Consider the following 26,203-nt stretch of genomic DNA (forward strand, 5'->3'; position numbering starts at 1 on the left):
GAATGAATGGCTTCAATTCCTTTTATTGTACTTGAGGCTTGAAGATAGTTTTAAAATCTTGAGGATCTAGCACAACGACGTTTTACGTGTCTATGGCCTTGTTCGATACGATTTTTAGATGTCTAGCTGTATAATCCATGGTGTTTTATAAAGATTTTTCACTTTTACATGCTTCGAGATAAATCCTGTAATTTTTGAGTAACTGTTGTTTGAGGGTAATTTTTCTGTATGAAGTAATCCCTTAATTGCTTAGCAGTTACAGAATATGAAGAATCATATAAAACTTTTTCGATTGTCTGTATCATGTTTTCAATAGAATGAGTCACAAGCCAGCTTAATTCATCGTAATATTTATAATCTCTCTCCTCTGACTTAGATTTATAAACAACTACCGGTGTATCCAATAACATAGCCTCTAATCCTACTGTTGAATTAGAAATAACTACAAGATCTGAATTAGAAATGACATCATAAATACTTACTTCAGTTGTAATATACTTGACATTAGGGTATACCTTACTTAAATGAATATATTCGCTCACTAAATTACGACCTTTTTCCCAAGGGTGAGGCTTTATAATAACTGTAATATTTTTGTCTTTCATCAATTGTTTTGTTAGTTCAACATAAACTTGGGTTTTAAATGGTTGCGTTGCTATAAAGATTATTTTCTTAGAGGTATCTATATTTAGTTTCTTACAAAGTACTTTTTTTTCTAAATGCTTCTTTTCAAAGATATCATCATATCTTGGGTGTCCCAATATCTCGATTTGAGAATCCGCTCCACCTCTTCGAAAATACCACTCTCTTTCATACTCTCCATATACAATCTGTTTCGTAGCGAAAATTGGAAAAAACGCTTCTTCTCCCATTATGGCCCCATGCTGAAGACAATAACTTGGAATCCCCTTACTTTTAGAGATAAGAGTAAGTACTCGGTTCGTTATATCTTCTGTTGTACCAACAATCACACTCGAGATATCATGTTCTTCAAAAATAAAATATGCCATATTAATTTTTTCAATCATAATAGGAAGATCATTGAGTAGTTTTGTTTGAAAAAATTTATTAGAAAATAACGGATGTTCTTTACATGTTGAAAAAATTTTTTGAGCTTTTTCAATGAAAATATGAGAACTATCAGGAACTTTATTTGTATAATCCAGTGTGCAAATCGTAGGGAGACCATAAAGCTCGCTTTTTTTTGCTCTTGTTAATATTTTTGTATACTTAGGGTTAAAATGCGAAAAATTACCTGCTGAAAAACGAAGATAATCAGTATTAAGCAATACGACTCCATCTGGTCCTCTTTTCTTTGTCGTTTGCTCAAGCAGAGGCAACCATTTTTCAAATTCTGACTGCAATTGTTTTTCTTCTATTGGTGCAACAGACAAATATTTATAAAAATCCTTACTTTTCATCTTACTTTTAACATCTTCTTCTAAATATTGATAAAAATTACTTAATAAAGGTAAAGAAATTTTATGATGTACTAATTCAGAAAACACCTTTATATACTCTAAATTTAATAACCAATAATTTTTCAAATAGACTTCACTCAAGGTCTCACCCTCTTTTTCTTCTTAAGTCTTCTCTTAATTCCTTACATGTTCTTTATGGTTTAATAATTGTATAAATTCATTTTTTTCTTCCGCGAATAACTAAAAATATATTGAATTTAAATTAATATATTTTTTATCTAAAATCTTATCTATCGGATAAAAACCCAAAAAATGATTCAATCTCAAAAAAATAGCATACCTCATGCAATAAAATTCGGTTTCTTATCCCAGTAAGAACCCTATTTTTTGAACGATTGGCAAAATAGAAGCCCAATACATGTCGAACAATGATCCATTATATATGGATCATTGTTTGTAATCTTTTGTGCAAGTCTTTTTACAGCTTTAATTGGCTGAGATGCTTCGTTAATTAAAACTGCGAAACATTGACAATTCTAATTTAATACGCTCTGTATCGATTTCTCTACAAACAATGGCTTGTAATAACTAGTCATAATAACTATAATTTTAGGCAGCTATTATCCCACTCCTTATCAATAAATAAAGTTCAGTTATATTATTATATAAACAAAAAGAACGAACTGTTCCGGTAATTATGATTTTCTTTTTGTATACACTAAAAGATAAAGGCGATATCTTGTTTGTCCATGAATTTTTATTATTTTCCGTAAAAATCTATTCCATAAGTAACTTCAATCACAATATGACTTGCTAACTAGAAAATCTTCTGATGTAAAAAATAAACCAGGAAACTCTAATCACTTTCTAGACTTACTCCCCCTCACTCTTAAGCGTCACACCCCTTATTAGTGGTACATATGCAATTTCCGTTTCTGCCATAGCGCTGTGTCACCTTTCATGCTTTGACTTCTTTGAATTCAATAGCGCTTTATCAGCATTAACCTATCGAGATCAATTTTATATTTACCTCAACGTGTTTTACTATTATTGGATCAAATATTATCCCGATTAAAATAACCACGATATGTACAAGCATTAGAAAATAGGAAGCATAATATAGAGCATTGCCACCTATTGGCATGTCATATCAACAAGTAAATGCCTTTCAAACATGATTATTTCATAAAAAGGCATAAGTTCTAAAATTATTTTTCTTAATACGGTATGTAATCAACTTTATATACCACATGAAATAACACATAATTTTTGATAAAGGAAGTGAAGTACATGTTCCCTTGCCAAGGTACGTGCAATCAACATGTAGATTTTGAGGTTTTAATTACAGCTCCTGAAGGATATATAATTAATGATACGAATTATACCGGTGCTGTCACTTGGAATACAAACCGATTAAAATGTGCATTTGAACCATGTACGATGCAAACACCGAACCCTTGCCTTCTTCAAACTGATCTACCAGATGGTTCCTATCCAGTACACAGTGTTCGCATATATGGAGTACTTACAATGCTTGTTAGTATTTCCCCTGTTCAAAATCAATATGGACAAGGAGATGCAGCTTTTTCTAAATGGCATAAATTCTCTATCAATCAGATTGTTTATTATACAATTGATTCGAATTGCTGCTTTGATTTTAGTAGCTTTAAACTTAAGAGTTTAACAGTTACGCCACAAGATAAAAATATATTTATCTTAAATGGCATCCTCTCTGTTTTACCAGTGCCACCAAATCCTCCTATTTATGCTTTTACAGCAAATAGAGATGATAATACTCTTTCAGTAATTAATACAGCAACAAAGACTGTCCAGCATGTAATCAATCTTCCATTTCAGCCAATTAAAGTTGCTGTTAGTCCAAACAAAACATACACTTTAGTTTTGCACTCAAATGATAATAGTGTTTCTACAATTAATAATGAAACACTTACCATTATCTCTACTTTCTCGATAAACGACCCAATTGATATTGGGTTTTCTCCGGATAATCAGTTTGCGTATATACTAAATTTTTTAACTGGTTCAATGGGCATTACTGTTATTAACCTCTTAACTCAAACCATCTCTAATACTATCTCACTAGGAGGATCTGGATTTTCAAGTATAGCCATTGATCCGAATGGACAATACGCCTACATCGTAAATTATACGACTTGGAGTATTGTAAAAGTTGATCTAAATACAGGAGAAATTGTAGTAGATCTTCCTACTTCAATGGATTATCCAAGCATCATAGAAATTAGTTTGTTTGATGGCTTAGCTTATGTTACAGAAGAACTTCCAGCGACTGGGACCCTTCTTGCAGTTATTGACTTGTCCACTTTTCAAGAGATTAGCAGAATTCTTACCGGGACGTATTACTACTCATTCCTTGTTCTTTCACCTAATCAGCCTGTAGCTTTGCTAGGAGAAGAAACTATAGATGAAATCAATATTATTGATACAGCACAACAACTATCCACAGGAACGATTTCCATCAATGGTCCAGCAAGTGCTGCTTTTACACCTGATGGGAAATTCATCTATATTACTCAGCCAGAACAAAATACAGTAACTATTCTTAACTCCGTTGATTATACCGTAAATACAGTAGTAACAGTTGGAGCATCACCTATAAGTGTTGCAATATAAAGTTTAATGCTTATTAACATTCAAGAAATACTGAGGATTGCACCCTCTACTTATATTAATTTCCTACTCTCCGGTATTCCATTTATACAAATAACTAGTGTCCTTCTCTCTATTTAATGACTAATCGTTTATTTTGATATGTAATAATTTATACACGGGACTCTTCTTAAATACTAAAAAACATATTATCTAATAACTCCTTAAATATTTCCTATAGTTCTTTCCATTACAATTCTCTTTAATTTTGTTTATCTATCCATTCCCTCCGTCGATCAAATCTCCCTCAAGAAATCCAATTTAAAATTCATTTTACAAGTAAACAACCGTTCCATAAGTAGATTATTTAAGGGAAAGGAGTCAGACTTACTGGATTCCCCTTTCTTCTCATCCTTTTTTGAAGCTCTTTTAAGTCTAATTCTATTGTATTCCAGCTAAATAACATTCCCACTAATAAATAACATGTTATATAACTATATAAAAACTCTAGCAAATCATTAAAGGAATCTCCTTTCTCCTATCGAATTATTGTAGAGGAAAGGAGAGGAATACATGGAAATTATAGGATTAGATCCTCGCGCATTAGCGACTCTAGGTGCACTTGAATACACCAATCGTCGCAATAAATTAATTGAAGACTCGGAGAATAACATATACGAGTGTAAAGAAATAAAAGAAATACTTCAATCACTCCCTAAAGAGAAGCAGATTGAGGTTCTTGAGAATCAAGCTCACTTTGAAGCTGTGGCAAAGATGATTGAACAAAACAATTTAATTCTTTTAGAACAGATGAAAGCTCTACAGCTAGCTCAGAAATAAGAAACTTATGATTGATTAATTCTACATACGATTCCATAAATAATGTATCTTTATCTATACCATCAGCCTCTGTTTTTACAGGGGCTTTTGTTATGCGTTGATTCATATTTTGAATTTGAATGGTTTCTTTTACATGTATGAATAGATCTTCTAACAAACCTGGTGTAGACTCTAATTCCTGCTTTTCAATTTCCTCTGTTACAGCACTGATAAATTCCCATAGTACCTTTGCACCTAATAGTTCTGCTAATCGTTTTTCACGCACTTCAAATGTTTTCATGTTCATGCAAATACACCTCTATAATTTATATATAATGATAAAAACATTACCTTTTTATGTAAAATTACCTAAAACACTTTCTAAACTTACATTTCTAAAAAATCACTACATCATCTTAAAAATCTAACATTATTCAACACACTTCGTGTTGTTCTGAATCAAAAAAAATTGTTTGAACTGTAACACCATAAAAATTCGCTAATTTTATTTTTATATTATCTCGTGGGATTCTCTGTCCATTTTCATACATCTGCAATGTACTAATACTGATTCCGACTGCTTTTGCCACCTCTTCTCTAGATCTCCCATTTCTTAAATTAATTAGATTTTCAGCTACTCTTTCATAATTCATACATTCTCACCCCAAAACCACATTTCGTGTTGTTAATTAAAATATAAACCGCACGAAATGTGTCGTCAATAGATTTCAATTATCAATTTGTAAAAGTTTTAATATATTAACACATATTGTGTTAATATATTATCAGGTGATAGAATGAAAACGTTTGGAAATATAATTCGTGATTTAAGAAAACAAAAAGGAATTACGCAAAAAGAACTGGCTCAATCCCTTCAACTAAGTGAAAGTACAATTGGTATGTATGAACGTAATGAACGTCAACCTGATTACAATACCTTGATACGTATAGCAGATTACTTTAAAGTATCTACTGATTTTCTTCTAGGGAGAGATTTTGATGCTGAAGGGAAAAGAAATGATTCAGAACTAGATCAATGGTTAAATGATATAAAACTTGCTCCATCCCAAAAGCGTGAAGAATTAAAACGTTTTTGGAAATTTATAATGCAGGAAGAAAAGTAATACAATAAACCCCCACCTTTACAGTGTGGAGGTCTTGAGTTCGAGCCCTTTCCGGGCCATATATTACGGTAAAATGGCGTTCTACCCAAAGTTAGAGCGCTTATTTTTGTCCGATAATTTATTCATTAATTTAGCCGAAATATTTGCGTTACGCCGCCAAACTGTATGAAATGGAAGCCTCCTATTTCATACATTCAACGTACATCATAGATTTCATGATACTGGATTTTAGTCTGCCTTTAGACATGGAAGTGTTAACTAGTGATTATCAATACACATGAGCATTTAATGCGTAATATCTACTGGAAAAGAACGCCTTACACCACTTCGCATAACTATCTTCTCCATAATATTTGATTTTTTTCAAAGTATAATCGGTAAAAACTACTTTTATTTGCAGGTATTCGACTCTTTTTAGTTATAAATACGAAGGAGCATTGTAAAGTTTGCTTTCCCATCTCATTTATTTCTCTATTTCCTATAAATAAACAAAAGAGGAAAAAAAGTAATAATAGATTAAAATGCAAAGTGATAATAAAGTTATTTAATTTTAATATAAAAAATATAAGAGCCTTGCTACATTTTATTGTAGTAAGGCTCTTTAAAGTTTTTTAATTTCTATTCATTTAAATACATCTAAACTCAAAAATCAATAACATAGTTGTTTAATCTTATTCAACTAAAGCACCTGTTTGTTAAACAAGGGGCGCTTTAATTATAGAGCCGTTGACTTTTGAAACAAAGGTATGTAACCTCCACTAGGTCCATAAGCAACCCCAATCTTTTCCCATCCATATTTTTCATAATATTCTTTGAGATCTGAAGTAAGATAAAGAAATTTGTATCCTCTTTTTGCCGCTTCTAGAAGTCCATGATTCAACATTTTTTCTCCTAGAGAGTTGCCCCTAAATTTTTCATCTACAAACAAACATGCTAGCCAGGGGCTCAAATCCTGACGACTATTTAGATCATTACGAATTAATGCATAAATTCCGATAATCTTATCATCTACTTTTGCAACGTAAAAACTTGGTATGTCATTTGGATTATTTAAAGCATTATTCATACAATCTTCGTAAAAAGCACGCCCACCTTCTTCACCCCATTCTTTCCAAAAAACATCTATAGCCTTATTAAATAAGTCATCCTTCTTTAGTAATTGAATTATTTCCATAAAGCTATCATCCCCAGAGTATTATTTAATAATTGTAGAACAAACCAAAATTAGTATTTTTCAATTATCTATATTTTATCTATGTAATCAGCTATAATTTCCTTACCCTAGAATATAGGGTTTTAAATATTTATTCTCTCAATTTATAAAAATTCCTTCTTAACCATACCTGCCTCGTTAGTGACATAGGTAATGTTTTTCATTTTTAAACAACTTTATTATTTTTTAAATGACTTTATTATCAATTCAACAACTTTATTGTCATTAAACATAAAATATATGAGATAACTTGAAATTTACATTTGTTTTATAGTTAAAATATTTATCCATTTTAAATGAACCACTTTTTCCAATCTCTAATGATTTTTCGAAATTCATCTTAATCCATAATAAGTTGTTTAATATGGAATTGCTATCTTCTTCTATCTGCAGATAGTCTTCACCATGTTTAAGTATACGATCATCGTTTCGGTGATTCGTTGAAACTAAGATACACCCTGTCGCCATTGCATCAGCTGCAGCAGTAGTTGGAAATCCATCAATAGCAAATTTATCTTTTGTACTACAACAGATAAATATATGAGATTGTTCATATAAGTGTTTTAGTTTTTCGAAATCTAATATGCCCCAAAAAGTATAATTCTTGTTTGTTAATAGATGTAAACTATCTTCCCAGTTTCCTACAATATGTAAATGAAATTGATCATCAAGCTTATTAAACGCTTGCGCTAATAAAGGAAAGCCTTTTCTTTCTGCATTGTGAGCCGCAAATATGATCTGTATTGGCTTAGAAATAACCTTTTGATTGTAATGATAAAAATCTGTATTAATCAATCCTGGAACATAAATACTATTTGGGATAGTATTTAATACTTCATTTGCATTAGAGAATACTGTTTTACAATGTTTAGATACTATATTTAAAAATTCAACAGAAGTATAAGGGTCTAATCCCCCTCCTGGATATACTGTAGTGTGAAGGTCAATATGATTTTCCATTAAAAAAGTAGCTATATCAAGTTTAGGATTTGCTCCTGGCATTTGTGTTCCGTCAGGAAGATAACAAATACCTAATAAACTCAACACGAAGTTTAAAAAAACACAATATATATCGGTAATTCCTTCTTCTTTCGCTATCTTATTGAATAATTGAAAATCATAAACTTTGGTCGGGAAATCATCTGTATATACCTCAGTAGCAAAGAAAAGAGTATCGGGTCGTTCTTTATAGATTTGGTAATTCTCCCAATAACGAAATCCACTTAACTTCCAAGGGAATTTGGTATCAATTACCGCAAGACGTCTTTGAGATTTATTCTTCATTTTTAACCACTCACTTCCATCTTCTCTCTTGCAACCGCAAATAAAATTGTTTCTTGAGCATTGATAGTATAGTGGCCTAAATAAAATTGATATCCCAAATTTAATTCATTAATAAATTTCATAACATTAACAAAATCACTGATTTGATGATAAATCGCAATAGCAAGCGTAGGGCGGAATGTAGTTATAGAATGGATAGCACCTTTTAACGCATTCATTTCAGCACCTTCAATATCCATTTTAATAAAATCCAATTTATGAATTTTTTGTTCTATTACCAAATTATCTATGGTGGTAGTACTCACTTTATCTGTAACACCTGATTCTTCAGAAAATGAAACAAAACTTGCAGCCCCTTGATCTTTATAATATAGCGAAGTATTTGAATCATTCCAAAGAGGGTGTTTAACAATTGTAATATGCTTTTGAAGTGTTTCATTTAAATTGATGTTTTTCGACATAATTTCTAAATTGCTTGGTATAAATTCAATTGTATAAACATGGCCCGTTTCTCCTACTTCATGAGCGAAATAAAGCGCAGTATCCCCAAAACATCCCCCTGCGTCTATAACAATGTCTCCTTCTTTTGCTTTTATTACGGGTGAAATTTTATTGTATTCATACTGCTTATCTAAAAAAGTCGCACTAATTCCCATCGAAACATAAAATAACTGCAAATTATACTTTAAAGGCATTAAATCAAACAATTGTAGCGTCCAGTTATGATAATTAGTTTGAAGTGTTTCTGTAGAATGGATGAGGTTTTGAATAGATTTTCTCTGATTCCAATAATCAAGAGTATTTAAAGGCAACTTGACTTTATGATTTCCTAATAATCGAAATGCCAGGAGTTTGATTAATAACTCTTTGGAAAAGGGGTCGCTCAAATTGAAGTATAGTTCTTCAAGTCCTTGTAAGTGCTTCAAAATTTCTTCTTTTTCATTCTGGATATTTACAACAATTGAATCAATGGTGGGACGAACATGCATAAGTTCAAATAACTCTATATCGATATTATAGTAATAATGGTTCTTTAAGCAATTAAGAAGTTCCATTATAAGTGTATCTAAAAAACCAGAAGTAGACTGCATAATATCATTATTGTTAATCTGGATTGCACGTTCTGCTAAAAACAATAATTGATTTGCTTTGTTGGATAAATCAATATTGTTAGTCATTTTCATGACATAGGATAAATAATTTGCTGCTAAATATAGTCGCCCACTGGAGTAGTAAATCTCACCTATCTTTAATAATGTCTCAGGATCATTTATATTTGCAATTAAAAGTTTTTTCAACTCTAACTCCAGTAAATTTGTTTCATGTTCCATTTTTTAAGTTACCACCCTTCTTTTAACGTAAATTATGTTTTACTTTTTCCAGATACTTAAATATGTGTAAATTGAATTCACTTCTTATGGCTGTTGTTATTTGAGACACCGTTATAAGATATTATCTGCAACTAAAAAATAGAAGCTTATATTACAGAAATTTATTTCATCTCGCTAGAAAGAACGTCTGTACAAAGGTAAATTTCAACTCTTTACATATCAAAATAAATTCGAGTAACAAACAATTTTTTGTTACTCAAATGTTATAAGATGATACAATCGAGAAATTTATAAAAAAGCAACCTCCTTTTCTATTTAGCCTATATAGAAAAAATAACGTTTTTTACTTTGTAATAATGGAAATGTTTAAGAGGATAGCAAATACATTATAGCTCTCTAAGACTACATATAAACTTGCCAGAAATTAAAGCCTAACCTTGCTGGAAATCACATGTTATTAAGAAGATTTCGTTGATTATTTAAACGAAAAGGAAACATAACTTTGCCTCAAGTACAAAAATACTAATAGTCTATCTCAAATCTTTAAAATTAGATAGAAGCACCGCCACTGCCTATCGACTGAATGTTTTGAAAGTACCTCCAAACTTTATCTACATTTAGTTACTTATGTAGATAAAGCTCATTTTGTACATCTAGCAGATTATTTTTTAATCCATGTCGGACTTTTGCTTGAATATAAATTAAATAAGTCACATTCATTAAAAAAACCTCTGATTTCCATAATATATGAAATCAGAGGTTTTTTTCGGTAGATCAAACTTCAATATTTTCAATAGGTCTTGTTTAAAATATAAATGGCCAAATACATGAAAAAACTCCGCTTTTAATGTCATCCTTATTTTCTAAATAGAGGTGCTATTTTATCAATTTGATTTGTCCAAATTCCACCTGTATAATCATCTGGAAGGCGTTTTATATCTTCAGATGAGTCAAATCCACTTGAAAACCCAAGCCCATTTCCTCCTACAACGATAATTCGAGTATCTGCTTTATCCATTCGATTAAGAAAACGATTAGGCCATCCCCAAAGCAAAGGAGCTACTTTATCTGGTATATGTAACTCTCCATGCTGCATGCTTGAAGGTATGTAACCAGTCCACCCTAACGCCATATAAGTAAGAAGATCCTTTTTCATGGTTGCTTTTGACATCGTTCGTAAACTAGGGATTTGCTCTCTTATCACAGCAATCGGCTTATCACCACCATATACTGTTAGTTGATGAAGGCGTTTCGCTGGTAGTTTCTTGAGGTAAGTAGCCAATTGGATTCCTTCATTTTCATCATCACTTTTAATATGAATAAGAAAAGAACGATCTGGAAAATGGTTAAGTACTTCATCAAGTGTTGGCATAAGATTAATCCCTTTTCCACGAAACGGGAATGTTTTTCCCCCGTCAGCTGTATACCCATAACCAATATCAAGTGCTTGTAATTCTTTTGTTGTAAAATCTCTAGTAACACCTTTACCATTAGTACGGCAATCAAGAGTCCAATCATGAAAAATAACAAAATTATTATCTTTAGTTGGTTGAACATCAAACTCTAGTAGGTCAGCTCCAGCTTTAAATGCCGCTTCCATAGATGGAATTGTATTTTCTAAATAAGAATGTTCAGGTTCATGTATATGTTCTGCTGTACACGTATCCCCCTCAATTCCCTCCATGCTAAATGTTTGCGAAAGTCCTCGATGAGCAAGAAGAAGAGGATTTCCCTCGTCCCTCTTCGCAAAAAAAGAACTGTTATTTACATAAACAAGTACGAAAAGAATAAAAATTATCCAAATCGTTTTACGTTTAAGTAACTTTTTTATTTTATTCATTGTATTCTCCTCTTAAGTATTAGTTAAAATGATTTAAACAATATCCGGCATTTAAATACTTTTAAATTCTATAGTTTATCTTATTCCTTTGCAATGGAGATTATAAACAATTGCATGTTGCTATTTTTATATAAAGCAGGAGCGATACAAAGGTATTTTTTAACTATTATGTAGTATCATTTTTAAGAAATTATGTCTACTTTAAGGCTATCTTAGTGGCGATGGACATGTAGTGCTCTCAATAATAAGTTTTCTTCCACAAACAAAAAGAACCATAACCTTACCGAAACGGCAAATTTATGGTTTAAATCACAATTTTATCCGCACAATTCTTTAACTTTTTGCAACCTACTAGTAATCTTATAATATCCTCTTACACACATGTCTTTGTTTATTTTTTTGAGATAATTTGCAGCGAAATCTTTTAAAGACTCAGGAATTAATGTTTTTTAAAAATTCATTTTCTAATTCTACTATCTTTCTTTTACGAGCTTTTATTTTTCTTACGGGCACCCCGACATACACATACCAATCATCTAAACTTTCTTTTACCATACTCATCGCGCCAACTGCCGCTCCTTCTCCTATTACTACATTTGGAAAGATAATAGAATGCGCACCAACAATGGCATGCTTTTTTAAGATAACTTTTCCAGCTTTCACATTTTTATATTGATGTGGAACAGTCGGTCCCATTAATGTATTTCCGCTAAAATCATCAATTGCTGCATATACAATTGTTTTTGATGAAATATTTGCAAAATTATGCATTTCAATCCCCATTTCTCCTCCATATAACGCTGTATATGCCGCTATATGCGAATAACTTCCAATTGTAATTTTGCCACTTAAAATGCAAAAGTCATCGATTCTTACATTATTTCCAACAGATATAGCACCTGGATTATATATACTGGTTTTTTTACTTATTAATACATTTTCCCCGACAGATAGAAAGCCAATTTCGCTCAACTCTTCTTGACTATAAAAACTATTCATCTGTGGACACCACCTTCTGCATTAAACACATTATAATTTGCTCCACGATTTCTTTCGTCATTCCTTCCCATAAAGGTAGACTAATTATTCGTTTTGCTATTTTATTTGTATTTGTTAAATCTGTAGACTTGTAGTTTTTAAAGAAATCTTGTTGGTGACAAGATGGTGAAAAATATGATCTAGCTTCTATCTTTTGCTTTTTCAACACTTCTATTACTTGCATATTGTTAATTTTTTCTGGACAGAGAATAGGCATAAATTGATGAATAACTGCTTCTGTCTTTTGAACTTGCCAACCTTTTTTCATTAATCCCGTACTTTGTAATAACTGTTTATACCATTCAGAGATACGATTTCGTTCTTGCATTTTTTGATTCCATGTATTTATCGTTGCAATCCCAATAGCTGCTGCATATTCAGTCATTTTACAGTTAAACCCCATCATCGTACATTCACGATTATGATCAAATCCAAAATTCCCCATTCTTTTAATTTGATTTATCTCTTCCTCATTATGGCTATATATCATACCACCTTCACCAATTCCGAAAGGCTTTGTTGCATGAAAGCTATATACAATCATACCACTAAAATTCTGACCGTAATGTATACCCTCATGCATTAATCCAAACCCTGGTGCCGCATCTACAACAACCGGAACGCCCTTTTTCTCTAATTCTTCATAGTCTTTCAAGTCCATCCATGATCCGAATGTTGCATATGGAACAACAACTGCAACCTCTTCTTTTAATTCATCAATCGTATCCAAAAGTACCGTTTTATCCATACACCAATCATTTAATGAAATATCAATAAAATAAGGCTCCAAGCCACACCAAATAGCTGCCAACGGAGTAGCAGGGAATGTAAAACTAGGCATAAGAGCATATTTTCCTTTTTTTCTTTTCTTAAGTTGAATTGCCGCCATTAACCCTAGCGTTGCGTTTGCTACTGTTGTAACAGCTCCCCTGTTCTGAAAAAATTCTGACATAATCGTTTCTTCAAAACGTTGATTTATAGGTCCATAATTTGTATATATGTGGGATATATCAATTCGCTCTAATTCATCTAAGTACTCGTTTACAGGTACAATTGACGCACGTAAAAAAGGAATATTCTCCATATTCATCTATTCCTTTCTATCATTTTCGGACAATATAGAGCATATCCGTTTCTGATAACCCGAATTTCCTAGCAACTTCTATTCCTTGTTTCTCAGCTATGTTATACAATTCCACCTTAAAGCCCGCATCTGTTAATCGTTGAATAAATCCCGATCGATTATAAATCCTTACATGATCTTCTTGACCAAAGGCTATTTTTCTCAATAATGGCGTTACAATAGATTTATCCTCTATAATAAAATCTACATTCATTACGATTGGCACCTGAATAATTCCCCATCCATTTGGCTTTAGTACCCTATATAATTCTCGCATTGCTTTTTCATCGTCAGGCACGTGTTCTAATACATGACTACATAAAATAACATCAAAGGTATTATTTTCGTATGCAATTCTCGTAATATCAATTTCCTCCATTAAAGAATCCTTTGGTTCCAAATCCCCACATATATAAGTAATGTTTTTAAACTGGTTAAGCCATCCTCTTACCTTCACTTCAGGTGCAATATGCAGCATTGTATAATTCCTACTTAACAAATCCGTTTCTGTTTCAATGTACGCACGATACAACCTGTCACGATCCATCGAATAGCAAACTGGACAGATACCTGTATCTTTATTCCACATCTCAAATTGATATTTAAAAAAATCATAATGTGCTGGCCAAGGGGAAAATTTTTCAAATTGTTGATTGCAATATTGGCAATAACAAATATCTTTCTCAAATATATGAGTAACTAGTTTATTTAACCCGCTTTTTATCTTTTCATTATAAATTTGATTTAGTTCTCCACTTCTTACTGCATCCTTCAGTATAAATCCTGCATTCTCCAAACAATAAGATAAACTCTCTTTATAATCTTGTTCAGCATTTAAAAAACCACTATTATGTGCATCTGTAATTAATTCAATCCATTCTTCAATTGTTATTAATATAAAGTGCATTTGTTTTTGATTCTGTCCACTATGTTGTCTAAAGTAGCTAAGAGGTTCCTGTATATAAACTACTTTCCCTTTCCTCATCATATCTAACCAAGTTGCAATGTCATTAATGGAAGAATACGCTTTTCCCTTAAAATAACCAAATTTCCCTCCAAAAAAATTGCGATTAAACAAAACCGTTGTCGGTTCTCCAACTACGTTTTTCAAGTTTTTCAACATATAATTCCCTAGTGTTTCCCCTTCAAAAATTGTAGTTTCTGTAGCAATTTTCACATTCAATGTTGAGGGTGGTAATATCTCTCCATTCTCATCAATCAGTTCACGGTACGACGTCACAAATGCAATGTTTTCTAATTCAAAAAAGTATTTCATCATTCTCTCAATCTTTTCATGATGAAATAAATCATCATCTAATAAAAAATTTATATATTCACCAGTAGCAAGCTCTATACATTGATTAAAATTTTCAGCCACCAATGGATTTTCATTTTTAACATATGTTATACACTCATATTCTTTTAAATATGGTTGGATCATTGCTTTTACTTCATCATTTGTACTATCGTCAGAAATTATAATTTCAATATTTTCATAGGTTTGATTCAAAGCACTTTTGAGGGCTAATTCTAAGTAACGAGGTCTATTGTAGGCAGGAATTAGTATACTGACTTTTGGGAGGTGCGAGTTGATATTCATACGCTGTTTTTTCTTTTCTATATTTATTTTCTTTAGCTTGATTTGTTGATAATAGTCCAATGAATATAATATGGATGATGGAACAATTCTTCTTGCATAGTCTAGAAAATTAGTAATAGCTTTGTCTAACTCCTCTTCGGAAGATAAGAAACCATATTTTTCTCCAGCTATAATAATACTATGCGAAAAATCTTCTAACCCATCCATCATTTTATTAGATTCATTTAACTGCTGATTTGAATGTAATCGAAAGTAACTGAGGGTCTCCGCTATATATACTGCTTTCCCTTTACTCAGTAAGGATAACCATGAAGCTACATCTACGTTGCAAAGATACCGCCTTTTATCAAACACACCATACGGTTCTGTTAAATCACTTTTACGAAATAAAACCGTTGTCGGTTCTCCTATATAATTCTTTTGATTCATAATCACCATATTTCCTAATTGTGGCCCATCTATAATCGTATCTGTATAAAATAAACGCATCGTTGAATAAACATCTGGCAATAGGTTTCCTTCTGCATCCATTACTTGGCGATGGGATGTTACAAGCTTAATTTCATTATCTAGGTCATTTAAAAAGTATTTCATCATTTTTTCAATTTTATTTACATGAAATAAATCATCATCCATTAAGAAGTTTATATACTCACCTTTCGCTTTATGAAATAACATAAGTGAGTTCTCAAATTGTCCAAGAGTTGACCTATTCTTTATATAAATAATATTTGAATGATCATACAAGTACTTTTGTAACACTTTCTCTGTTTCGTCGTTTGTACTATCATCCCCTATTATAATTTCTATATTAGGATATGTTTGTTCTAATACACTACATAAAGCTTTTTCAAAGTAGTGTGGACGATTATACGTAGGAATTAATACACTTACTAAAGGCGTTTGATTTATTTCCTTTTCATTTGTACCATTTTCCATTCTATTCCTCCGCTTTTTTATTTATTTTCACTTTTGAAATATACATGCTACTACAAATGTACTTATTAAGACGAACTAGATCTGAAAGGTGTTTCGAAAACCAAATAAATAGCTTTAAAAATAGCATCTATATTGGCATAGTGTAGACTAAACCTTGATACCTTTTTTCGTCCCATTCTATTTATTTGTAAAATACGGCATTCTTTTTTCAATAAATGCCTTTACCCCCTCCTTCACATCTTCTGTTTGAAATACTTTTCCAAAGTAACGCGCTTCAATCTCAAGCCCTTCTTGTAAAGGTACTGTTGCACCTTCTCGAATTGCCAACTTCATATAGGCGAGAGCTGGAAGAGAAAATTTACTTATATCCCTTGCAACCTCTTTTGCTTTATTTAACGCCTCTCCTCGAGGTGTAATGTAGTTAACTAAACCTATTTCTTTTGCTTCTTTTGCTGTAATCGATTTCCCTGTGAACATCATCTCTTTTGCTTTCCCTTCTCCAATTAATCTAGGTAAGCGTTGGGTTCCTCCAGCACCAGGAAATAAACCTAACATAATTTCTGGTAATCCAATTAAAACTTGTTCTTCTATTACCCTTAAGTCACAAGCAAGTGCTAATTCACATCCGCCACCTAGTGCTAACCCATTAACAGCAGCTATAGTCGGTTTAGACAGATTCTCTAGTTGATTAAGTGGCTTTTGCAATTCTAATGATTTCATCTCGGCATATTTTTCACCTTTGCCCATCCAATCTGGAAATTCTTTTATATTCCCTCCCGCTACAAAGGCCTTTTCTCCACTTCCAGTTATAATTACGACTGAAATATCATTATCAATTTCTATTTCCTCTAATACATCTACTAATTGTTGAACTACTTCTAAACTTAAAGTGTTGACTGGTGGATTTTGAATTGTAACGATTGCAATACTTCCTTTTTTATTACAAGTTACTACTCGTTCATTCTTCATAAAAAGTCCCCTTTTAAACTCCCTAATTTTTCACAACACCAAGCTTCTTCACTTAACTCACCATCAGCCTAAATTTCCGAATATGGTTCCGTTTTTAGAAATTCATCAATTTATTGTATGAGCTGTAGAAGCATAAAATGAGCAATCCTTTCTTGGCACCATTTTTTAATCTCAACATATTTTCAAATTGTTCTTTTACTATATAAATTAGCTTCATGTTTCTTTGTTTTCCGTTACACAGTTTCTGAAGCTGGGATGAATCGTAGGAAAAATGAGATAAAGAGACTGATGCATCAGATACATTAAAGATGAACAATTTCAGAAAGATAGCATTTTAGTAACCACGTGTTTTTAAACCTTTCTTAACTATCAGTACCACCGATTAAGACAACTACCTATTTATGAATAGACAATCATCTAATTTATGTTAAATTCAATAAACTGTATGGAAACGAATATCAAAACAAGGAGTGAAACGTATGTTTCGTCGTCCAACTTGTATGCAAGCTTGTTTAGATAGTGGGCATGATTACGGTTATTGCCGTATATGGTGTGAACCTATTTACATGGTTCCTACTTATTCCTACTCAGTACAACCATCGTATACAGCACCTATAGTAACACCTTATAGTTCACAGCAATATCAGACTTATGCCTTTGGACAACAAACCGACACGCGTTGGGAATGTTACCGTCAATGTATAAGAAGTGGCGGAAGTGCTGCAAGTTGTTGTTATTATTGCGAACTGTGCTAACAACAACTCTTAATTATGTGGAGTCCCACAAATGTAGTGCACAAACAGATTACAAATCATGAAAAGCATCCGTCATAATTTTAAGGAAACTAGCGATTTGCACTCCGATCTCTCGTTATTTCCATCTTTCTTCGTAACCATTCTTTTATAGGACTTGATCGGTGTAATAATAAAGAGATTCCTCAATTACTTGCTCCCCACTGTACACTTAACTATCACTTCCTTTAGATGACATATCATTTTTTCGTATTTTGTTTCGACTTGGATTTTTCCTGTGGTTTGTTTATCTACCTCTCTCAAAAATGACAATCTCTCGCTTTTTCACAATTTTTTTATGACCTTTAACCTCTACACCCTATATGAAACAAGACTCACTCAGCTTGCGCAGAAATCATGAATTTTTTACTCATACTTACTAAGTCGCATGAGCTATCATACCTGCGTACACTTTCCAATAAAATTATCGTTTATACTAACTAAGCCGTACAAGATGTCCTTTCCACTCATTTTCCATGTAAATATACGCAATAAAAGCACGTGTATAGGTCACACGTGCTTTATTCCTTCTATATAAAGTTGATGTCGTCGTTTTCCATCTTGCCTTGCCGAAGTTATTTTTGTTGGCTCCTAATTGCTGCTAGGTAAATTTTGCTCTTCCATTACCTCTTCAATAAATTCAATAGGGCTCCTCTCATTTATATTTCACATTCAAAACTAAATAACAGTCATTCCCTACATTCAGCACCTCCATTATAATTTTTAAAAAATATAATATGAGAAGTTTAGTTTCTGATTGTCTTTTTTACGCTAGTGTACAGAGATTTCCGAACGTGAGAATGATCTAACAGCACACTAAACACTTGAACAGGTTAGCTAAGCCAATTTATATAAAATTAAGTATCATAACGTATAACATTTCCTTGTTTGCGTTGTTAAGAATCTAGGTGTGAAAGGTTAATGTTTTGATTCTTTATGGACAATTTTCTTAAAGTTATATATCTACATACGATATTGAGATTATTTTTAACTATAAGGAAGTGATACTATGGCTTGGCGTTCTTTTCAATCTTTTAACTTTCAAGATAGATTTATTCGTCACCAAAACTTTCTTGGTGAACTTACTCCAATCCAGGAGAATAGCAATTTAGATAGAATGGATGCTACGTTTAATTTGGAATGGGTAGATGAAAGTAGAAATTTAGTAAGATTCCGTTCCTATAATTATCCGAATTCTTTCTTACGACATCAAGATTTCCGTATTAAACTTCATGCAGAGAATCCAGCAGACCCACTAATGCAAGCAGACTCAACGTTTGTTATAGAACCAGGACTTGCATATCCATATGGTTGGGAATTTGTATCATTTCGTTGTACCAATCCCAATCTTTCTAACTGGTACATTCGTCACGCAAATTTTCATCTTTATATCTCTTCCATAAATCCAAATGATGAATTAGGCCGTAAAGATGCTACGTTTAGGATAACTAACCCAGCAATTTTATGGCCGAGATAGCGTGATATATAGCCATAAAAAACTTTATAAAAATATATAATGATAATTTGCAGTTTTTTGTATAAATCAGTAATTACTTTAAGGATTTATTTGGGATCACCATTTTCAAAAACAAGAGCGTACGTTTAGACATAAATTAACCGGTTCCCTGTAAGATAAAGAACCGGCTATCTATTTAATGTTGTTTTGATGGGATTTTTGTCTTGTAATGGTGGTGATTATTTGTTTGGTTACCATGTCTCTCTTGGTTGTTAGGCGTAATTTCATCAGCAAATTCCATATTTGCTAAATTTACTTTGGATGGAATAAATGATCTTGTTTTATTTTGAAAACCTTGAAACGTATGTTTTATAGGTTTCATCATGCTTGAATTACGTGTTGCTAATACACCTAAAACGGCTCCTAATCCTAGTAAAGAAACCCAAATCCAACCTTTATTGTTCTTCTTTTTATTTCCGAATAACTCAAACATTTGTTGAGTTATTTTTTTTGAATCGAATAATGACATCAAAAAATTAAGGATATTCATTTTTGTCCCCCCTGAAAAAAATCGTAAAAAGAAACACTCGTTTCAATTTCACATATTTTATGATGCGATATTTTATAGAGATTTATGATGCCAACTTATACTAATAATTCTTGATTTTTAAACCTGAACTTCCTAATATTACTCAAGTGGTTTTTACTGAAATACCAAAAATAGTTTTATAAAAAAATCAAAAAGGAACTGAAAAGTTATGTATTATTAGATTGGAAATTTATTAATTCTTTTTCAATTGTCGGTTATGTAATGTCGAAAGAGTCAGTAACGCAATAATCGAACCTACTAAGGCAAGTGACATGTCCCATTGTGCATCCCATATATCGCCTTGCATACCTAAAAAGTCTTTTGCTGTTGTTCCTCCCTTTGCTATTTTAAAAGCTAACCATTCGATGATTTCGTATAGTGCAGCAATAGCAAGCGAAATACTTATACAAATTGTAACTAACCAAGGACCTTCGGTGAGTTGCGTTTTCCTTAATAATATTTCTCTTATCACAATTGTAAACAAGCCTTTCAACAAATGTCCAAATCGATCATAGTGATTTCGATTTAAATCAAAGACATCTTTTATCCAATTAAAAAGAGGAACCTTTGAGTATGTGTAATGACCGCCGATGAACATTATGATGGCTAGTATTGCAATAATGATATAAGAGAGAGTAGTAAAGCGAAACTTATTGTATATTGCAATTATAATGATTAGACCGAGAACGGCAGGAATGGCTTCCGCTGCCCATGACGAGTATCTTGCAGGCTTAATAACAGACCATATAAAAACTGCAGTAACAATTAATAATAAAAACAGATGAATCATTTTACTTTTGTCTCTTATCACTTTTTTCACTCCTATTGAAAGGCTTTCTGCTTAAAGTATTTGAAAAAATACAGTTTCGTATACAAAGTACTTGGCACTGTTTTCCTTATTTTACACTTAAGAACAGCTCTTTTAATGGGGAAAGTGTTTTTGTCTAGTAAATATTCACATTGAAAATAGACATATTCACAGCCTTCGTCAAATGCTCTAAAAGGTGTAGCTCTATATCAATGTCAAGTTAATAATGTCAAGAGAATATAGGGGCGTGCGCTTTCTACAAATTTTTGTGACTAAACTAAAAATGTACATAACCAGTAAAAGGAGCATTATCAAGTTAAACATGTTCAATTGGTAACTATATATTATTTACCTATTTAAATGGAGTAGAATAATAAGAAAGGGCATGCACACTACATATTTCTCTTTCGTAAGGGAATGGTATGTATATAATAATTCAAAAATAAAGGAGAGCATCTGCATGAATTATAAGATGTTTAGGGCTATCAATCGTCTAGCTGGTCGTAACTCAACATTGGATACATTTATGATATTTATTTCACAAAAGACTCGATTGCTGTACATTTTCTTATTAGCGTTAATGTGGTTTAGAAACAATTCCTACAAAAAAATCATTTTATTTGCAGGGGTATCAGTAGGATTCGCATTATTTATAAACCGCTTTATCCAGCTCTTTTATTTTAAACCTCGTCCATTTGTTATACATCGTGTGCGTTTACTTATCCCATCAAAGAATAATTCCTCATTTCCTAGTAAACATACAGTCTTAGCATTTGCCTTAGCGACCTCCGTCTTACTTCGTGAACGTTTATTTGGCTCAATCATGTGGTTCTTAGCAATTTTGACAGGTTTTTCACGTATCTGGCTAGGGCATCATTATCCATTTGATATCATAGGAAGTGCCTTCATAGGAATCTTAACCAGTATAGCTATTGGCAATACTACATATTTATTTAATTCTTTTGTTACCTGGATTATAAATGTATATAGAAAATTAATTTTTGTGGATTTGAAACATTCCTGACGATATTTTTGATAAATCACAGCACATAATTTTGCATATTTTTTACTAAAGTTACTCTTCTTTGAAATACATTTTGCCGTAAACTCACAAATATCTAGGAAATCCCTTAATAATTGAATTTGATTCTGATTCGATATAAAGGAAAAAATGTCAATAAAATGTTAGCATATTCTTTTTCTTTAAGTAGAAAATAATAGCATAAATATTTCTCTGAAAGGAGCAATAATCAATTGAAGAAAAGAAAATATTTACTTGCTATCATGTCTACTATTTTATCTTTAGGTTTCTTGTGCGGTTGCAATGGCGTTGATGAGAATGAGCCAGATCCAACTGAAGAACCTTCTGAAGAAATTCAAGAAAAGAATAATCAATAACAGGTTAATGTAAAGATTATCATTGGCTTAGAGCGGATTTTTACATTTAGGAGAACCTAATTGAAGTAGAACAATATAAGGTAATCCAATAGAATAAAACAAGAAAAAATACCTCTTATACCTTATTTTATTAGATATGGTACAAGAGGTGTTTTCTGTTTATGGATACATTTCAGAAATTTATACAGTTACTTCTTATTTCCTAACAATTGTCACTGTAACCAGGCCACTTGCCTTTTCAAAATACTCATGCTAATCATCCTGATTTTAAAACAAAAAGTTTACTTTCTATATAAACTAAACCCGCAACCAACTAGGAAATCAAAATCTAACCATTGTCTTCCATAGTCAAGTAACGGTAATTAAAACTAGTTCCCTGCTTACTTATTATTGAGTAATAAGAATACTTAAGTAGTTTGAAGTAAATATTATAACTGTTACAAATCAAAAGGAGGTCATTATAATGAACAAACAAAGAGCACAAGAGATTGCCGCTTCACCAGTCATGGCTAACGTAACGTATAATGGAGTTTCAATTTATATTCAAAATGTGAATGAAAATAATGAAACAGCTAGAATTTATCCTCTTAATGAACCAAATAATGAACAAGAAATTCCTTTATCCAACTTAATAGAACATTAATTGGTTACATGCTACCTCAATAAATAATTACTCAAACATACAAACACCATTGTAAGTGGTGCTTGTATGTTTGAGTAATCTTATTTTCTATTTTCTTCTAGCTAATTAGGTTAATAAGGATAAAAAACATTTTTGATTGGTGGTTACAATCCTCTTTAATAAAGCAGCAAAAAAACTACCAAAATTATGGTAGCAATTACTACTTAAATGACTTATTTAAATTAGTGATAACAATATACCTCCAACGGCACCAGTAAAAATGCAAAAACATGCCTCACTAGTTTAAGAGGTGCTCAAGCAAGTTTAAGTTCCCTTTCATTGAATTCAAAAGATGAAGAAGTAAAACGAGTTTGTCATGTATGTTAGAAATGGACAGCGTCACAGCTGATTTAAAGGATAGAGTTTCCGTATTAGAACGTGAAGAACCTTAATATAAATGGTTTTAAGTAGACTGGAGGAAATTACTATGTCTCACCAACCCGAATGGATGCTTGTCATTCTACGCTCTTTATTCATATTAATTATTTTATTTACTATCACAAAATGTTTAGGAAAAAGGCAAATCTCTCAACTTTCCTTTTTTGAGTACGTAGCTGGAATGACAATCGGTGGTATCGCCTCTCAAGTATCTACAGGGCTAGACCAAAAGTTTTTCCATGGTGTCTTTGCCATACTTATTTTCGCTTCGATACCTTTTTTTGTAGGAATTCTTTCCTTGAAAAACAAAGCCGCAAGAGATTTCTTTGAAGGCAAGTCCACAGTTTTAATAAAGGATGGCAAAATACTTGAGGAGAATTTAAAGAAAGAAAAGTATACAAGTGATGAATTACTTGAACTTCTCAGAGGAAGTGGGGCCTTTAGTATATCCGAAGTAGAATTTGCCGTCTTAGAACCAAGCGGAGAATTAAATGTATTATTAAAGAAAGAGTCGCAACCACTTACAGCAAAAGATATTGGCTTGAAAATACCAAATAAAAAGGAACCACAAACTGTTATTATGGATGGAAATGTACTAGATGAACCTCTTTCAGCTAGTGGGCATAACCGCGCTTGGTTACATTCTGAACTAGAAAAACTCGGTGTTGTCATTGAAAATGTCTTTCTTGGTCAAGTTGATTCATACGGACAACTTACTATCGACATTTATAATGATAAACTCCAAATGCCTTCTCCTCAAAACAAACCTTTATTATTAGCATCTTTAAAAAAATGCCATGCTGATCTTGAGCTATTTTCTTTGGAAACGAAATCAAAAACGGCAAGTGAAATGTATAGTAGAAATGCACAGCAAATTGAAGCTATTTTAAACAAGGTAACCTACCTTCTAAAGGAATAAAAAAGGACGTTCTCACAAGCGTCCTTTTCTCAGAGTGTCGGAAAACCCTTTAGGGGTTTCCCAACACTCTGACATCTTTGTAGATTTTAGCGAATGAACACAATAAATGAGGATGGATTTGGGCTTCTTTACTAGGATTAGGAACCGTTTTAGGTGTATTAGCAACGCGTAATTCAAATATGACGAGACCTAGCCAACAATCTTGGTAACAGTCCAATAAAGCTAGGCGGCGTATCAGAGAACCGATCCACCTACAGCCAACGATTTGTAATTCTCTAGCCATAGTCGTATTCTCTCCTTGGAAACATATCCATCAATTCTAGTCATCTCCAAATCTCTTGACTCAGCCCCCCTAAAACCCTTAAACCACTAATAGTAATACATACTATATAACTATTAATAACTAATACTTTAATAATTATTAGTTTTATATTATATATAATGAAGGCTCAAGGAATAATATATACGAGTGTAAAGAAATAGAAGAAATACTTCAATCACTCCCTAAAGAGAAGCAGATTGAAGTTCTTGAGAATCAAGCTTACTTTGAAGCTGTGGCAAAGATGATTGAACAAAACAATTTAATTCTTTTAGAACAGATGAAAGCTCTACAGCTAATTCAGAAATAAGAAACTTATGATTAATTAATTCTACATATGCTTCCATATATAATGTCTCTTTATCTATACTACCAGCCTCTGTTTTTACAGGGGCTTTTGTTATGCGTTGATTCATATTTTAAATTTGAATGGTTTCTTTCACATGTACCAATAGATTTTCTAATAAACCTGAAGTAGACTCCAATTCTCGCTTTCAATTTTCTATGTTACAGCACTGATAAATTCCCATAGTATTTTTGATACCCTCTAGGTAGCACCAGGTTAATAGCCTTGTTTTATTGTAATAAGAAGTAAGCCGTTTAGCTTTTAGCTTTTCTAGCTTTGTTTCGTATGAGGTATGAGCTGCTCCTATTCCGTTTACTCATGAGAAGGCCTGTGCAATATCTCATCCATGTATTAAATTTATTGTTCTGTAATAAACGGACCACTGTCCCAAAGAAGGTTGAATCTACTTCAGATTTTACTTCTCATCCAGGCATATGCGCTATCCTTTTTAATAGGGGATTAATCTTTTATCAAAACCAAGTATTTGTTTTCAATTACTATGCTTTCCATTCCTAATAAGCCTAATATGGTGGTAGTACGCTCAAAATCTGAAACTAAAACGGTTTCCCTGGATGTGAGTGTGTTACTCTCATTACTCCCTGACCTGTATTATATACATAGAATGTCCAGTACTTATTTGAGTCCCTTAAATCATTGAACCAACGGGCAGATGTAACACCCGCGGGAACCCACTGGTGAATAATGGTCGGTTCGTTTTCCCTCAGTCCGCGATCAACCCAAGACCCTTCACCAGGAGCTAACCCTGAAGTTGCTGGCTTTTGTCCTCCCCTAAAAAACAGCTCAAGTATGTTGAAATCTCCCTGCTGATTTCCCGGATGTACACTAAAACTAAGAGCACCACCTCCTCGGACAACTAGTGGATAGCTTTGTCTAATGGAAGTTTCCTCCCCCACATATTGCTCAGGTTGTTGCGCATCTTGATAACCAGCTTGATAGCCGTCTTGATAACCAGCCTGGTATAAATCTGGATTAGGACCAGTTGTACGATTCGCTATACCATCGTCATAAGTATAAGGTGGATAATACGGGTAATACGGATAATACACAGACAATCACTCCTCAATTTAAATGTATTTTTCTCGGTATTATATTTTGCTGTCTATGTGTTAGATGATTGTCTATACAAAATTGGGGGATTGCCTAACAAAAAACTATCTCCTATATCAG

At 32.4% G+C, this 26,203-nt stretch carries 22 protein-coding genes and 4 pseudogenes; 9 read left to right on the plus strand and 17 right to left on the minus strand.

Annotated elements, in window-relative coordinates; translation table 11 throughout:
• Positions 1-164: 164 nt before the first annotated feature.
• Complete coding sequence (locus tag CGQ22_RS21930; RefSeq protein ID WP_089149339.1) at positions 165-1,562, minus strand: CDP-glycerol glycerophosphotransferase family protein; 1,398 nt, start codon at positions 1,560-1,562, stop codon at positions 165-167.
• Between the two features lie 4 nt (positions 1,563-1,566).
• Positions 1,567-1,933, minus strand: a pseudogene (locus CGQ22_RS32995) (glycosyltransferase family 2 protein); the annotation flags it as partial.
• A gap of 778 nt (positions 1,934-2,711) precedes the next feature.
• On the opposite strand from CGQ22_RS32995, the gene CGQ22_RS21935 reads away from it, so the two are divergent.
• Positions 2,712-4,073: a YncE family protein gene (locus tag CGQ22_RS21935; protein ID WP_089149340.1), complete on the plus strand. Its 1,362-nt coding sequence runs from the start codon at positions 2,712-2,714 to the stop codon at positions 4,071-4,073.
• 691 nt (positions 4,074-4,764) lie between these two features.
• Here the strand turns inward: CGQ22_RS21935 and CGQ22_RS21945 are convergent.
• Together CGQ22_RS21945 and CGQ22_RS21950 are read right to left on the minus strand one after the other, a co-directional pair.
• Positions 4,765-5,175: a hypothetical protein gene (locus tag CGQ22_RS21945; RefSeq protein ID WP_088021200.1), complete on the minus strand. Its 411-nt coding sequence runs from the start codon at positions 5,173-5,175 to the stop codon at positions 4,765-4,767.
• 127 nt (positions 5,176-5,302) lie between these two features.
• A complete protein-coding gene (locus tag CGQ22_RS21950) occupies positions 5,303-5,521 on the minus strand; it encodes a helix-turn-helix transcriptional regulator (RefSeq protein ID WP_001105580.1) in 219 nt (72 codons plus the stop codon).
• Positions 5,522-5,665: 144 nt separating this feature from the next.
• On the opposite strand from CGQ22_RS21950, the gene CGQ22_RS21955 reads away from it, so the two are divergent.
• A complete protein-coding gene (locus tag CGQ22_RS21955) occupies positions 5,666-5,992 on the plus strand; it encodes a helix-turn-helix domain-containing protein (RefSeq protein WP_000846661.1) in 327 nt (108 codons plus the stop codon).
• A 715-nt stretch (positions 5,993-6,707) separates the two neighbouring features.
• Here the strand turns inward: CGQ22_RS21955 and CGQ22_RS21960 are convergent.
• From CGQ22_RS21960 to CGQ22_RS22000, 8 genes are all read right to left on the minus strand, one after another.
• Positions 6,708-7,166, minus strand: coding sequence for a GNAT family N-acetyltransferase (locus tag CGQ22_RS21960; RefSeq protein ID WP_089149341.1), 459 nt, complete (start codon positions 7,164-7,166; stop codon positions 6,708-6,710).
• A 264-nt stretch (positions 7,167-7,430) separates the two neighbouring features.
• Positions 7,431-8,249, minus strand: a complete 819-nt coding sequence (locus tag CGQ22_RS21965) for a glycosyltransferase (protein ID WP_089149377.1) — start codon at positions 8,247-8,249, stop codon at positions 7,431-7,433.
• A 242-nt stretch (positions 8,250-8,491) separates the two neighbouring features.
• Positions 8,492-9,820 (minus strand): FkbM family methyltransferase, encoded by a 1,329-nt coding sequence (locus CGQ22_RS21975; protein ID WP_089149342.1) that lies wholly within the window; start codon positions 9,818-9,820, stop codon positions 8,492-8,494.
• A gap of 856 nt (positions 9,821-10,676) precedes the next feature.
• Complete coding sequence (locus CGQ22_RS21980) at positions 10,677-11,660, minus strand: glycerophosphodiester phosphodiesterase family protein (RefSeq protein ID WP_089149343.1); 984 nt, start codon at positions 11,658-11,660, stop codon at positions 10,677-10,679.
• A 432-nt stretch (positions 11,661-12,092) separates the two neighbouring features.
• Positions 12,093-12,659: an acyltransferase gene (locus tag CGQ22_RS21985; RefSeq protein ID WP_089149344.1), complete on the minus strand. Its 567-nt coding sequence runs from the start codon at positions 12,657-12,659 to the stop codon at positions 12,093-12,095.
• Entirely contained in the window at positions 12,652-13,782 is a 1,131-nt protein-coding gene (locus CGQ22_RS21990; RefSeq protein WP_089149345.1) for an aminotransferase class I/II-fold pyridoxal phosphate-dependent enzyme, read from the minus strand. Before CGQ22_RS21990 ends, CGQ22_RS21985 begins: the two co-directional genes overlap by 8 nt.
• A gap of 19 nt (positions 13,783-13,801) precedes the next feature.
• Complete coding sequence (locus tag CGQ22_RS21995; RefSeq protein ID WP_089149346.1) at positions 13,802-16,360, minus strand: glycosyltransferase; 2,559 nt, start codon at positions 16,358-16,360, stop codon at positions 13,802-13,804.
• 177 nt (positions 16,361-16,537) lie between these two features.
• Positions 16,538-17,329: an enoyl-CoA hydratase gene (locus CGQ22_RS22000; RefSeq protein ID WP_089149347.1), complete on the minus strand. Its 792-nt coding sequence runs from the start codon at positions 17,327-17,329 to the stop codon at positions 16,538-16,540.
• A 479-nt stretch (positions 17,330-17,808) separates the two neighbouring features.
• On the opposite strand from CGQ22_RS22000, the gene CGQ22_RS31610 reads away from it, so the two are divergent.
• Together CGQ22_RS31610 and CGQ22_RS22005 are read left to right on the plus strand one after the other, a co-directional pair.
• On the plus strand, positions 17,809-18,084 hold the full coding sequence (locus CGQ22_RS31610) for a hypothetical protein (RefSeq protein WP_139032838.1): 276 nt from the start codon (positions 17,809-17,811) through the stop codon (positions 18,082-18,084).
• A gap of 1,045 nt (positions 18,085-19,129) precedes the next feature.
• Positions 19,130-19,597, plus strand: a complete 468-nt coding sequence (locus CGQ22_RS22005; protein ID WP_000312558.1) for an AbfB domain-containing protein — start codon at positions 19,130-19,132, stop codon at positions 19,595-19,597.
• A gap of 175 nt (positions 19,598-19,772) precedes the next feature.
• Here CGQ22_RS22005 and CGQ22_RS22010 read toward each other — a convergent pair whose 3' ends face one another.
• Both CGQ22_RS22010 and CGQ22_RS22015 read right to left on the minus strand, forming a co-directional pair.
• Positions 19,773-20,126, minus strand: coding sequence for a hypothetical protein (locus CGQ22_RS22010; protein ID WP_089149348.1), 354 nt, complete (start codon positions 20,124-20,126; stop codon positions 19,773-19,775).
• 232 nt (positions 20,127-20,358) lie between these two features.
• Positions 20,359-20,976, minus strand: a complete 618-nt coding sequence (locus CGQ22_RS22015; RefSeq protein ID WP_139032839.1) for a DUF2238 domain-containing protein — start codon at positions 20,974-20,976, stop codon at positions 20,359-20,361.
• Between the two features lie 457 nt (positions 20,977-21,433).
• On the opposite strand from CGQ22_RS22015, the gene CGQ22_RS22020 reads away from it, so the two are divergent.
• Positions 21,434-21,997, plus strand: coding sequence for an undecaprenyl-diphosphatase (locus CGQ22_RS22020; protein WP_001107048.1), 564 nt, complete (start codon positions 21,434-21,436; stop codon positions 21,995-21,997).
• A 44-nt stretch (positions 21,998-22,041) separates the two neighbouring features.
• On the opposite strand, the pseudogene CGQ22_RS33000 reads toward CGQ22_RS22020, so the two are convergent.
• Positions 22,042-22,152 (minus strand): annotated as a pseudogene (locus tag CGQ22_RS33000) (hypothetical protein); the annotation flags it as partial.
• Between the two features lie 75 nt (positions 22,153-22,227).
• On the opposite strand from CGQ22_RS33000, the gene CGQ22_RS32105 reads away from it, so the two are divergent.
• The 4 genes and pseudogenes from CGQ22_RS32105 (at position 22,228) to CGQ22_RS22035 (ending at position 24,350) form a co-directional block, all read left to right on the plus strand.
• The gene (locus CGQ22_RS32105) at positions 22,228-22,371 is read left to right on the plus strand and encodes a hypothetical protein (protein ID WP_000746490.1); all 144 of its coding nucleotides are present in this window, start codon (positions 22,228-22,230) and stop codon (positions 22,369-22,371) included.
• Between the two features lie 463 nt (positions 22,372-22,834).
• Positions 22,835-23,014: a small acid-soluble spore protein H gene (locus tag CGQ22_RS22025; protein WP_001041683.1), complete on the plus strand. Its 180-nt coding sequence runs from the start codon at positions 22,835-22,837 to the stop codon at positions 23,012-23,014.
• 258 nt (positions 23,015-23,272) lie between these two features.
• A pseudogene (locus tag CGQ22_RS22030) lies at positions 23,273-23,445 on the plus strand (DUF1657 domain-containing protein); the annotation flags it as partial.
• Between the two features lie 35 nt (positions 23,446-23,480).
• The gene (locus CGQ22_RS22035; RefSeq protein WP_089149350.1) at positions 23,481-24,350 is read left to right on the plus strand and encodes a DUF421 domain-containing protein; all 870 of its coding nucleotides are present in this window, start codon (positions 23,481-23,483) and stop codon (positions 24,348-24,350) included.
• A 504-nt stretch (positions 24,351-24,854) separates the two neighbouring features.
• Here CGQ22_RS22035 and CGQ22_RS22050 read toward each other — a convergent pair.
• Positions 24,855-25,204, minus strand: a pseudogene (locus tag CGQ22_RS22050) (hypothetical protein).
• A gap of 365 nt (positions 25,205-25,569) precedes the next feature.
• Positions 25,570-26,082: a hypothetical protein gene (locus CGQ22_RS22055; protein ID WP_000291769.1), complete on the minus strand. Its 513-nt coding sequence runs from the start codon at positions 26,080-26,082 to the stop codon at positions 25,570-25,572.
• Positions 26,083-26,203: the final 121 nt, after the last annotated feature.

Origin of the sequence: Bacillus sp. M13(2017), assembly GCF_002218325.1 — a bacterium.
Taxonomy (GTDB): Bacteria; Bacillota; Bacilli; order Bacillales; family Bacillaceae_G; genus Bacillus_A; species Bacillus_A thuringiensis_K.

Coding starts and splice junctions, on each gene's coding strand:
- CGQ22_RS21985 (WP_089149344.1), bottom strand. CDS start 12,659: ATGAATAGTTTTTATAGTCAAGAAGAGTTGAGCGAAATTGGCTTTCTA.
- CGQ22_RS21990 (WP_089149345.1), bottom strand. CDS start 13,782: ATGGAGAATATTCCTTTTTTACGTGCGTCAATTGTACCTGTAAACGAG.
- CGQ22_RS21950 (WP_001105580.1), bottom strand. CDS start 5,521: ATGAATTATGAAAGAGTAGCTGAAAATCTAATTAATTTAAGAAATGGG.
- CGQ22_RS22010 (WP_089149348.1), bottom strand. CDS start 20,126: ATGAATATCCTTAATTTTTTGATGTCATTATTCGATTCAAAAAAAATA.
- CGQ22_RS22005 (WP_000312558.1), top strand. CDS start 19,130: ATGGCTTGGCGTTCTTTTCAATCTTTTAACTTTCAAGATAGATTTATT.
- CGQ22_RS22025 (WP_001041683.1), top strand. CDS start 22,835: ATGAACAAACAAAGAGCACAAGAGATTGCCGCTTCACCAGTCATGGCT.
- CGQ22_RS21955 (WP_000846661.1), top strand. CDS start 5,666: ATGAAAACGTTTGGAAATATAATTCGTGATTTAAGAAAACAAAAAGGA.
- CGQ22_RS21935 (WP_089149340.1), top strand. CDS start 2,712: ATGTTCCCTTGCCAAGGTACGTGCAATCAACATGTAGATTTTGAGGTT.
- CGQ22_RS31610 (WP_139032838.1), top strand. CDS start 17,809: ATGTTTCGTCGTCCAACTTGTATGCAAGCTTGTTTAGATAGTGGGCAT.
- CGQ22_RS21960 (WP_089149341.1), bottom strand. CDS start 7,166: ATGGAAATAATTCAATTACTAAAGAAGGATGACTTATTTAATAAGGCT.
- CGQ22_RS22020 (WP_001107048.1), top strand. CDS start 21,434: ATGAATTATAAGATGTTTAGGGCTATCAATCGTCTAGCTGGTCGTAAC.
- CGQ22_RS21975 (WP_089149342.1), bottom strand. CDS start 9,820: ATGGAACATGAAACAAATTTACTGGAGTTAGAGTTGAAAAAACTTTTA.
- CGQ22_RS21995 (WP_089149346.1), bottom strand. CDS start 16,360: ATGGAAAATGGTACAAATGAAAAGGAAATAAATCAAACGCCTTTAGTA.
- CGQ22_RS21980 (WP_089149343.1), bottom strand. CDS start 11,660: ATGAATAAAATAAAAAAGTTACTTAAACGTAAAACGATTTGGATAATT.
- CGQ22_RS21945 (WP_088021200.1), bottom strand. CDS start 5,175: ATGAACATGAAAACATTTGAAGTGCGTGAAAAACGATTAGCAGAACTA.
- CGQ22_RS22000 (WP_089149347.1), bottom strand. CDS start 17,329: ATGAAGAATGAACGAGTAGTAACTTGTAATAAAAAAGGAAGTATTGCA.
- CGQ22_RS22035 (WP_089149350.1), top strand. CDS start 23,481: ATGTCTCACCAACCCGAATGGATGCTTGTCATTCTACGCTCTTTATTC.